Genomic DNA, 10,275 nt, shown 5'->3' on the forward strand with positions numbered 1-10,275 from the left:
TCGTCGCCAGGCCTCTCGGCGGCGGCATCTTCCGGGCCGTTCAGGTGTCCGGGCGATCCACGCCGTGCGAATACCCCCGGGCGGGCCGCTCGACACCGGCACACGGGGAACCGCCAGCGCGCCACCAGCAGATCAGCACCGCCGACAGCGGACTCGCTTTACGGGCCACGACACCAACCGTACGAGGAAGAAGCCCAGCAGTACGCCGATCATGGGAATGCCGCACGTCGCCCGGAGGCGGCCGCAGCGGGTAGACCAGAGTCATGCCTGCTCCGGCCGTACGGTTACCCGCCGACCGCCGAGAAAGGTCCTGTAGCGCTCCCTACGATCAAACGACGATAGGGGCCAGATCGCCGGTCGCCCGACCTCCTTACAGAGGTGCAATATCTCGCCCTGCGGCATGGCGACTCCGACATGAGCGCCATACGGATTCTGAGTGGAGTTGAAGAGGACCAGGTCGAGGGGCCTGATCGAGTCCGAGGCGACGGGCTCCAGTTCGATGGCCGACCACAGTTCACTGGAACGCAACGGCGGCACATACAGATCGAACAACGCCAGGATCGAGAAGGCGTACCGCTGGCAATTCGCACCCGCGCTCACCGGGAAGTCGGGGTGAGATTGTGGATGACGGGTCCCGTCATAGGGTGCATCCCAGACCCACGCTGGCCATCCACCAAGCGGCACGGGCCATCCCGGTGTCAGACCAGCCAAACGCTCAACCCGAAACCCCACGAGTCAGGACCGGCGACGGCGTCACTTGGCGTTGAAGTAGTTCGCCTCCGGGTGGTGCACCACGATCGCGTCCGTGGCCTGCTCCGGCACCAGCTGGAACTCCTCCGACAGCTGCACCCCGATCCGCTCGGCCCCCAACAGCTCCACGATCTTCGCCCGGTCCTCCAGATCGGGGCAGGCCGGGTAGCCGAACGCGTACCGGCAGCCGCGGTAGTCGGTGCGCAACAGGCCGGCCAGGTCCGCCGGGTCATCGTCGGCGACGGTACGCCCGCCCGGCAGGATCAGCTCGGACCGGATCCGCCGGTGCCAGTATTCGGCGAGGGCCTCGGTGAGCTGCACGGACAGGCCGTGCACTTCGAGGTAGTCGCGGTATTCGTTGCCGGCGAACATCTTCGCGGTGTACTCGCTGATCGGCTGCCCGACGGTGACCAGCTGCAACGCCACCACATCCAGCTCGTCGCCCCGCGGCCGGAAGAAGTCGGCCAGACAGAGTCGCCGCTCCTGCCGCTGCCGGGGGAAGGAGAACCGGGCCCGCTCGGCGTGCCCGTTCTCGTCCAGCACCACCAGGTCGTTGCCCTCGGCGTACGCCGGGAAGTAGCCGTAGACCACGGCCGCCTCGAGGACCTGGTCGGCGATCAGCCGGTCCAGCCAGTAGCGCAGCCGCGGCCGGCCCTCAGTCTCCACCAACTCCTCGTACGACGGGCCCTTGCCGCCCCGGGCGCCACGCAGCCCCCACTGGCCAAGGAAGGTGGCCCGCTCGTCGAGCAGCGCCGCGTAGTCAGCCAGCGGCACCCCCTTCACCACCCGGGTGCCGAAGAACGGCGGCGTGGGCACCTCCGCGTCGGACGCCACGTCGGAGCGGACCGAGGCGTCGTCCAGCTCGGGCAGCGCCTCGCGCACCATCGCCCGCTGCCGCTCCCGGCGCTCCCGGCGGGCCGCCAGGGCCGCCTCCCGCTCCGGGTCGACCACCGGCGCGCCGCCCCGCTTGGCGGTCATCACCCGGTCCATCAGGGACAACCCCTCGAAGGCGTCCCGGGCGTAGTGCACCTGCCCGGGGAAGATCGACCGCAGGTCGTCCTCGACGTACGCCCGGGTGAGCGCCGCCCCGCCGAGCAGCACCGGCCAGCGCTCGGCCACCCCGCGCGCGGCCATTTCGGCGAGGTTCTCCTTCATGATGACCGTGCTCTTGACCAGCAGCCCGGACATGCCGATCGCGTCGGCCCGGTGCTGCTCGGCCGCGTCGAGGATCGCGTTGATCGGCTGCTTGATGCCGATGTTGACGACCTCGTAGCCGTTGTTGGACAGGATGATGTCGACCAGGTTCTTGCCGATGTCGTGCACATCGCCCTTGACGGTGGCGAGCACGATGCGGCCCTTGCCGCCGTCATCGTTCTTCTCCATGTGCGGCTCAAGGTAGGCCACCGCGGTCTTCATCACCTCGGCGGACTGAAGCACGAACGGCAGCTGCATCTGACCGGAGCCGAACAGCTCGCCGACCACCTTCATGCCGTCGAGCAACAGGTCGTTGATGATGGACAGCGGCGAGCGCCCGCCGGCCATCGCGGTGTCCAGATCGGCCTCCAGGCCGTTGCGCTCGCCGTCAATGATCCGCCGCTTGAGCCGCTCCTCCAACGGCAGCGCGGCCAACTCCTCCGCCCGGGTGGCCCGCGCTGAGGCCGCGTCGACGCCCTCGAAGATCTCGATGAGCCGCTGGACCGGGTCGTAGCCCTCGCGGCGGCGATCGTAGATCAGGTCGAGAGCGACCTCGCGCTGCGCCTCGGGGATCTTCGACATCGGAAGGATCTTGCTGGCGTGCACGATCGCCGAGGTCAGGCCGGCCTGCGCGCACTCGTGCAGGAAAACCGAGTTGAGCACCTGCCGGGCGGCCGGGTTCAGCCCGAACGAGACGTTGGAGATGCCCAGGGTGAAGTTGACGCCCGGGTAGCGGGAAGCGATCTCCCGGATCGCCTCGATCGTCTCCATCCCGTCGCGGCGGGTCTCCTCCTGGCCGGTGGCGATCGGGAAGGTCAGCGCGTCGATGAGGATGTCCTCCCGGCGCAGCCCCCACCGGCCGGTCAGGTCCTCGATCAGCCGGGCCGCGACGCGTACCTTCCAGTCCCGGGTGCGGGCCTGGCCCTCCTCGTCGATGAGCAGGGCGACCACCGCGGCGCCGTGCTCCTTGACGACCGGCATCACCCGGGCGTAGCGGGATCCCGGGCCGTCGCCGTCCTCGAAGTTCACCGAGTTGACCACGCAGCGCCCGCCGAGCATCTCCAGCCCGGCCTCGATCACCGCCGGCTCCGTGGAGTCCAGCATGATCGGCAGGGTGGAGGCGGTGGCGAACCGGCCGGCCAACTCCCGCATGTCGCGGGTGCCGTCGCGACCGACGTAGTCGATGCAGAGGTCCAGCAGGTGTGAGCCGTCCCGGGCCTGGCCGCGGGCGATCTCCACGCACGCCTGCCAGTCGCTGGCGAGCATCGCCTCCCGGAACGCCTTGGAACCGTTGGCGTTGGTCCGCTCCCCGACCATCAGGATGCTGGCGTCCTGGGCGAACGGCACGTGGTGGTAGATCGACGAGACGCCCGCCTCCGGCCGCGGCTCGCGGGCCACCGGCCGCGCCCCGCGCAGCCGCTCGACCAGCACCCGGATGTGCTCCGGCGTGCTGCCGCAGCAGCCACCCACCAGTGACACGCCGTACTCGGCGACGAACTGCGCCAGCGCGTCGGCCATCTCCACCGGCGTCAGCGGGAAGTAGGCCCCCTCGGCGGTCAGCACGGGCAGCCCGGCGTTCGGCATCACGGACAGCGGGATACGCGAGTGCCGGGACAGGTAGCGCAGGTGCTCGCCCATCTCGGCCGGGCCGGTCGAGCAGTTGAGCCCGATCAGGTCCACCCCGAGCGGCTCGATCGCGGTCAACGCCGCCCCGATCTCGCTGCCCAGCAGCATGGTGCCGGTGGTCTCCACGGCGACCTGGCAGATGATCGGCACCTGCCGCCCCAGCTCGGTCATCGCCCGCTTCGACCCGATCACGGCGGCCTTGACCTGGAGCAGGTCCTGGCAGGTCTCGATGATCACTGCGTCCGAGCCACCGGCGATCAGGCCAGCCGCGTTCTCCTGGTACGCGTCCCGCAGCGAGGCGTACGCGGCGTGGCCGAGGGTGGGCAGCTTGGTGCCGGGGCCCATCGAGCCGAGCACGAAGCGGGGCTGCTCCGGCGTGGTGTACGCGTCGGCGGCCTCCCGGGCCAGCCGCGCCGCTGCCTCGGACAGCTCCCGGATCCGTCCGGCGATGCCGTACTCGGCGAGGTTCGGCAGGTTGGCGCCGAAGGTGTTGGTCTCGACGCAGTCCGCCCCCGCCGCCAGGTACGCCTCGTGCACGCCACGGACGACGTCCGGCCGGGTGACGTTGAGGATCTCGTTGCAGCCCTCGAGGCCGTCGAAGTCGTCCAGGGTCAGGTCGGCCGCGTGGAGCATCGTCCCCATCGCCCCGTCGGCGATGACGATCCGGTCCGCCAGCACATCGAGCAACGAAGTCCGCACAGAGTCAGGTTAGTGCGGCGTTTCCGCGCAGGCTCGCCGCAACCGCGCGCTTCCCACATACTGTGAGCGGGAGCACCACATACCATTCACCCGGTTCGACCGGATGGTCCGCCGAGCCGACCGGCGCGGCCGACGGGCCGCGTCCGGCGCCGGCACGTAGGCTGGCGGACGTGAGGGACATCAGGGACGCGGCTGTGCACGGCGGGCGAATGTGCGGGCGAGGGCCCGGCACCGCCTGTGACGAGCGGGGTGGGGTGACGGCGTGACGGAGTTCGACGGACTGCCGGTGCTGCGCTCCCCGGTCGCCATCGCGGCCTTCGAGGGCTGGAACGACGCCGCGGACGCCTCCACCGCGGCGGTGGAGCACCTGGAGCAGGTCTGGCAGGCACGGCAGGTGGCCGAGCTCGACCCGGAGGACTTCTACGACTTCCAGGTGAGCCGGCCGACCATCACCATGGCCGACGGCGAGACCCGCCGGGTGCAATGGCCGACCACCCGTTTCATGGTGGCCAGCCCGGCGGGCACCGAGCGGGACGTGGTGCTGATCCGCGGCATCGAGCCGAGCATGCGCTGGCGCACCTTCTGCGAGCAGGTGCTGGAGATCTGCCACAGCCTGGAGGTCGAGCGGGTCGTGCTGCTCGGCGCGCTGCTCGCCGACGTGCCGTACACCCGGCCGCTGCCGATCAGCGGCAGCGCCTCGGACGTCGACGCGGCCAAGCGTTACCAGCTCACCCCCACCCGTTACGACGGGCCGACCGGTATCGTCGGGGTGCTGCACGACGCCTGCACCCGGGCCGAGGTCGACGCGGTGTCGTTCTGGGTGCACGTGCCGCACTACGCCAACAACCCGCCCTGCCCCAAGGCCACCCTGGCACTGCTGCACCGGGTCGAGGAGGTGCTCGACCTGCCGGTGCCGATGGTCGACCTGGCCGAGGAGGCGGCCGAGTGGGAGCAGCGGGTGCGCAGCGCCGCCGAGCAGGACGCCGAGCTGGGCGAGTACGTCCGCGAGTTGGAGGAACGGGTCGGCGACGCCGGCATCACCCCGTTGACCGGGGACGAGATCGCCCAGGAGTTCGAGAAGTATCTGCGCCGCCGTGGCGGCTCCGCCGGCCCGACCGCCGGTTCCTGGTAGCGGCTGGCTAACCGGGCTCCGGCACGTTCCGGGGCCCGGTTTCTCGTGTCCGGGATGGCGAAGGTCACCCCCGCTACGGCATCCTAGGAACCTAGCTGTCACGAGGAGGCGGGCATGCAGATCAACCCGGGTACGGCCGAGTTCCCGCACCGGCAGATCGCCGCACAGCTCAAGGCACAGGTGCGGCGCGGCGACTGGGGGCCGGGCGAGCGGCTGCCGTCCATCCCGGCCATCGCCGAGATGTTCGGCGTGGCGAAGCAGACCGTGCAACGCGCCGTCGACCAGCTGCGGGTCGAGGGCATCCTGATCACCAAGCCCGGCTCCGGTACGTACGTCCGGGGCACCCGACGCCGACTCAACCGGCTCTCCCGTGGCCGGTACGGCGGCTTCCGCGGCTACCACACCGACCTCGCCGCACGATACCGGCAACAACTCGTCTCCGTCGGCCGCGCCCCGGCCCCGCCCGAGGTCGCCGACGCGTTCGGCGTGCCCGACGGCACCGACCTGCTCTGCCGGCGCCACCTGGTCCGCACCGACGAGTCACCGGTCGAGGTGGGCGACTCCTGGTTCCTGCCCACCGACACCACCGGCACCTCCCTTGAGCGGGCCGAGGCGTTCGGCCGCCCGCTCTATCAGGAGGCCGAGGAGGCCACCGGTCGTCGGTACGTCACCGCGACCGACACGATCAGCGCCCGCCAGCCCAGCCGGGAGGAGGCGGAGACGCTCCAGATCCGGCCGGACACTCCGGTGCTGCACCTGCTGCACGTCGCGTACGACGAGCGGCGCAAGCCGATCGAGGTCGCCCAGGCCACCTGGCCCGGCCCGATGACCACCCTCACCGAGGAGTACAAGATCCCCGCCCCGGCCGCCGACCCGGACCCCGACCCCGGTCTGGTCCTCGGCTGACTCGCAGACGGACCCGGGGTGCGCGAAGGGCACCCTTTCAGGGTGCCCTTCTTTACAGGCGGATGCCGAGGAGGGCGTCGACGGCGTCCGTGAAGAGGGCGGGCGCCGCCGCGTCATCGGCGACGCCGGCCAGCGCCTGGTCGGCCCAGGTGTCCGCCACCGCCAGGGCGCCGGGGCTGTCGAGGTCGTCGGCGAGGCGGGCGCGTATCCCGGCGAGGAACTCGACTCCGGACGGGCCGGCCGGCGCCGCGGCGGCCCGGCGCCAGCGGGCCAACCGCTGCTGCGCCGTGGCGAGCAGGTCGTCGGTCCAGGAGCGGTCGGTGCGGTAGTGCCCGCTCATCAGGGCCAACCGCACCGCCATCGGGTCCACCTGGTCCGCCCGCAGCCGAGAGACGAAGACCAGGTTGCCCTTGGACTTCGACATCTTCTCGCCGTTCAGGCCGATCATGCCGGCGTGCACGTAGTGGTCGGCGAACGGCGCCTGGCCGGTCAACCGCTCGGCGTGCGCCGCCGAGCACTCGTGGTGCGGGAAGAGCAGGTCGTTGCCGCCGCCCTGCACGTCGATCCGGTCGCCGAGCAGGTTCAGCGCGATCACCGCGCACTCGATGTGCCAGCCGGGCCGCCCGGCGCCCAGCTCGCCACCCGGCCAGGACGGCTCGCCCTCGCGGGCGCCGCGCCACAGCAGCGGGTCGAGCGGGTCACGCTTGCCGGCCCGGTCCGGATCGCCGCCCCGCTCCGGGAAGATCTCCAGCATCTGCTGGCGGGACAGGTTGGACTCGTAGCCGAACGCCGGCGCGGCGGTGAGGTCGAAGTAGATGTCCCCGGTGCCGTCGTCGAGGCGGTACGCCGCGCCGTCCTTGAGCAGCACCTGGACCTTCTCGGCGATGTCCGGGATCGACTCGATCGCCCCGACGTAGTGCGCCGGGGGGATCATCCGCAGGGCCTCCATGTCCTCCCGGAACAGGGCGGTCTCCCGCATGGCCAGGACCTTCCAGTCCTCGCCGTCGCGCTCGGCCCGCTCCAACAGCGGGTCGTCGATGTCGGTGACGTTCTGCACGTACCGCACGGTCAGGCGGGCGTCCCGCCACATCCGCTGCACCAGGTCAAAGGTGATCATGGTGGCGGCGTGCCCGAGGTGGGTCGCGTCGTACGGGGTGATGCCGCAGACGTACATCGAGGCGACCCCGCCGGGCTGGCTGGGATGGACACCTTGCCGCGCCGAGTCGTACAAGCTCAGTGGCTGGCCCCTGCCCGGCAGCCGTGGCACCTCGTGTCCCGCCCAAGACTCCATGACCGCCAGCCTAACGATCTGTCAGGCACTCGGGGTGCGCGCCTCGGGTGATCAACGCGACAACGGCTCACATGGGCGGCCAGGGCATCGCCGGCCAATCCTGCGGGGGCAGCGGGAACCGGCCGGTCTCCCGCAGCCGGTCCACCCGGGCCGCCAGCTCGGCGACCTCGCCCACGGTCAGATGCTCGGCGAGCTCGTCACCGAGCGGGCCGGCGACGAGCTGACCGGCCAGCCCGTCCAGTGCCGCCACCGCCTCCGGCGGGAGCTGCCGGCCGGCCCAGCCCCACAGCACCGTACGCAGCTTGTCCTCGACGTGGAAGCAGACGCCGTGATCCACCCCGTAGATCCGGTCGTCCGGGCCTGAGATCACGTGGCCGCCCTTGCGGTCGGCGTTATTGATCACCGCGTCGAGGACGGCCAGCCGGGCCAGGCGCGGATCGTCGGCGTGGGCGAGGGCGTACGGGGCTCCGTCGTCGTCGCGGGCCGCGGCCACCGGAAACCAGCGCGACGGCACCGCGGGGGCCGGCACGAACCCGACCAGCGGCTCGGCCGCCTCCGGCTCGTCGATCCAGAGCTGGCAGGAACCGGGCCCGAACGGCCCGTCCCGTAGTACGGTCGGCGGCACCAGATCCCACCCGGTGGCCCGGGACACCAGGTACGCCGCCACTTCCCGGCCGGCGAGCGTGCCGTCCGGGAAGTCCCAGAGCGGGCGCTCGCCCCGAACCGGCTTGTAGACACAGCGGGCCGTCAGCCCGTCCAGGGTGAGGATCCCGCGCAGGGTCGTGTTGGAGGCGTCGACCAGCCGCCCCTCCAGGGCGAGCTCACCGTCGCTGAGCAGCCGCAGCGTGGCGGCACCGTCCTGTCGGGGCTGAAGTTCCGACGAGGTCACCGGTGATAACCGTTGTGCCGCGGGCAGAGATGGCCGGCCGGGTCCAGCGGCTGACCGCAGAGCGGGCACGGCGGGCGGCCTGCGTTCACCACGCGGCGGGCCCGCTCGATGAACGCCCGGGTCTCCTCGGGAGTCAGCCGGACCCGAAGCCGGTCCAGGTCGTCGTCCGGCTCGTCCGGGTCCTCGTCCTCGTCGTCGTCGGCGTCGCCCAGCGCGACCTCGGCCTCCGCCTCACCGACGGCGATCGCCTCGATCACCACGGTGGCGGTGTCCACGTCGAAGGCCAGGCCCAGCGTGCCGACCCGGAACTCCTCGTCGACCGGGGTGTCCAGCGGGTCGTTGTCGCCGGCCGCGACGGACGCCTCGGGCAGCTGCATGCCAAACCGGCGCTGCGCCTCGGCGAGCAGCTCCTCCAGCTTTTCGGCCAGCAGGGACACCTGGACCTTCTCCAGCGCGACGCTGACCAGCCGGCCGCCGCCGCGTGCCTGCAGGAAAAACGTACGTTCCCCCGGCGGACCGACGGTCCCGGCGACGAACCGCTCCGGCGGTTCGAAGGCGTGCACCTGGTGGGTCATACCCACGACCCTATCCGGAGGCCGGAACCGCCGCGTAGCGCACCGACGTGGAATCCGCCCAGGGCGAAACGCCGGGCCCCACGGGGGCGCTTTCCGGGCGTGGCGGGCCGGCTCACGGGCGCACTCCCGCACCGCCGCCCACGGCCGCGTCCGAATCCGTCGTACCCGCCGCCCGCCGTCGCCGCTTGCCCGGCGGCGGCACCAGACCCGCCAGGTCGCCGCCGGTGTCGTTGAGCCGGATCAGGAACGGCCGCAGCGGCGTGTAGCGGATCGCCGTCACCGACGCCGGGTCCGCGACGATCCGCTGGAAGAGATCCAGGTGTACGCCGAGCGCGTCCGCCACGATCGCCTTGATCACATCGCCGTGGCTACAGGCCAGCCAGACCGCCTCCGGCCCGTGCTCGGCCGTGACCAGGGCGTCCCAGGAACGCACCGCGGCGACCGCCCGCGCCGCCATCGCCGCCATCGACTCCCCCTCCGGGAAGGCGACCGCGCTGGGATGCTGTTGGACCACCGGCCACAGCGGATCCTTGGCCAGCTTCTTCAGTGGCTGCCCCTCCCAGCTGCCGTACCCGCACTCGATCAGCCCCTCCTCCACGAGCGGCTCGGCCTGCGGCAGCGCCAGTTCCAGGGTCTGCCGGCAGCGGATCAGCGGGCTGGTCACCACCGCCGCCAGGGGCAGCCCCTTCAGTCGCTCGCCAACCGCCGTGGCCTGAGCGCGGCCGGTCTCGTCCAGCTCGACCGGCTGCCGGCCGGCCAGGCCGCCGTCGGCGTTCGCGGTGGTCCGGCCGTGTCGCAGAAGCAGAAGGGTCGCCACGCTGACCACCCTAAGGCGGTACGCCGCCCGATGTGTCCCACCGTGCGCGGTGTACGCCGCGCGCCGCCGGCTCATGATCCGCGCAGTTTCCCTGAAAGTGCTGCCTCCCGCCGTCGCGAGGGGCCACTTTCAGGGAAGTTGTCCGGATCTTGCCGGCGTCCCTGGCCCGGTGCGCGGGTTGTCCGGACCTTCCCGGCCGCGCCCCGGCCCGGTGCGGGTTGTCCGGATCTTGCCGGCGTGCCCAGGCCGGGTGTGGTGGTGTGGGGTGAGTGTCGGGTTCGTGGTGTGGTCGGGGGTCCCGGGGCCGGAATGCCGGGTGGGGGTCGGTCGTTGAACACGGGTGCACGGCCGAGGAGGACGCCCCCGCCTGGCGGGGTGCGTGAGGCCCGGAATGAT

The 10,275-nt window shown here is 71.7% G+C and carries 7 protein-coding genes; 2 read left to right on the forward strand and 5 right to left on the reverse strand.

Annotation, left to right across the window (positions count from 1 at the left end; genetic code table 11):
* Positions 1-753 precede the first annotated feature (753 nt).
* Positions 754-4,269 carry a methionine synthase gene (metH, locus tag AB0C02_RS31310; protein WP_357552739.1) on the reverse strand — a complete coding sequence of 1,172 codons (3,516 nt, stop codon included), beginning with the start codon at positions 4,267-4,269 and terminating at the stop codon, positions 754-756.
* A gap of 262 nt (positions 4,270-4,531) precedes the next feature.
* On the opposite strand from metH, the gene AB0C02_RS31315 reads away from it, so the two are divergent.
* Together AB0C02_RS31315 and AB0C02_RS31320 are read left to right on the forward strand one after the other, a co-directional pair.
* The gene (locus AB0C02_RS31315) at positions 4,532-5,401 is read left to right on the forward strand and encodes a PAC2 family protein (protein WP_357552740.1); all 870 of its coding nucleotides are present in this window, start codon (positions 4,532-4,534) and stop codon (positions 5,399-5,401) included.
* Between the two features lie 114 nt (positions 5,402-5,515).
* Positions 5,516-6,307, forward strand: coding sequence for a GntR family transcriptional regulator (locus AB0C02_RS31320; protein ID WP_357552741.1), 792 nt, complete (start codon positions 5,516-5,518; stop codon positions 6,305-6,307).
* Between the two features lie 52 nt (positions 6,308-6,359).
* Here AB0C02_RS31320 and mshC read toward each other — a convergent pair whose 3' ends face one another.
* From mshC to AB0C02_RS31340, 4 genes are all read right to left on the reverse strand, one after another.
* On the reverse strand, positions 6,360-7,598 hold the full coding sequence (gene mshC / locus AB0C02_RS31325; RefSeq protein ID WP_357552742.1) for a cysteine--1-D-myo-inosityl 2-amino-2-deoxy-alpha-D-glucopyranoside ligase: 1,239 nt from the start codon (positions 7,596-7,598) through the stop codon (positions 6,360-6,362).
* A 67-nt stretch (positions 7,599-7,665) separates the two neighbouring features.
* Positions 7,666-8,487 carry an SCO1664 family protein gene (locus AB0C02_RS31330; protein WP_357552743.1) on the reverse strand — a complete coding sequence of 274 codons (822 nt, stop codon included), beginning with the start codon at positions 8,485-8,487 and terminating at the stop codon, positions 7,666-7,668.
* A complete protein-coding gene (locus AB0C02_RS31335) occupies positions 8,484-9,062 on the reverse strand; it encodes a DUF3090 domain-containing protein (protein ID WP_357552744.1) in 579 nt (192 codons plus the stop codon). The genes AB0C02_RS31330 and AB0C02_RS31335 overlap by 4 nt, the downstream gene beginning before the upstream one ends.
* A 112-nt stretch (positions 9,063-9,174) precedes the next feature.
* Positions 9,175-9,888 carry an MSMEG_4193 family putative phosphomutase gene (locus AB0C02_RS31340; protein ID WP_357552745.1) on the reverse strand — a complete coding sequence of 238 codons (714 nt, stop codon included), beginning with the start codon at positions 9,886-9,888 and terminating at the stop codon, positions 9,175-9,177.
* Positions 9,889-10,275 lie beyond the last annotated feature (387 nt).

The organism is Micromonospora sp. NPDC048999 (assembly GCF_040649295.1).
In the GTDB taxonomy this organism is placed as follows: Bacteria; Actinomycetota; Actinomycetes; order Mycobacteriales; family Micromonosporaceae; genus Micromonospora.

Bases quoted from the DNA above. Each gene is read 5' to 3' on its own strand.
- AB0C02_RS31320 (WP_357552741.1), top strand. From the start codon at position 5,516: ATGCAGATCAACCCGGGTACGGCCGAGTTCCCGCACCGGCAGATCGCC.
- mshC (WP_357552742.1), bottom strand. From the start codon at position 7,598: ATGGAGTCTTGGGCGGGACACGAGGTGCCACGGCTGCCGGGCAGGGGC.
- AB0C02_RS31335 (WP_357552744.1), bottom strand. From the start codon at position 9,062: ATGACCCACCAGGTGCACGCCTTCGAACCGCCGGAGCGGTTCGTCGCC.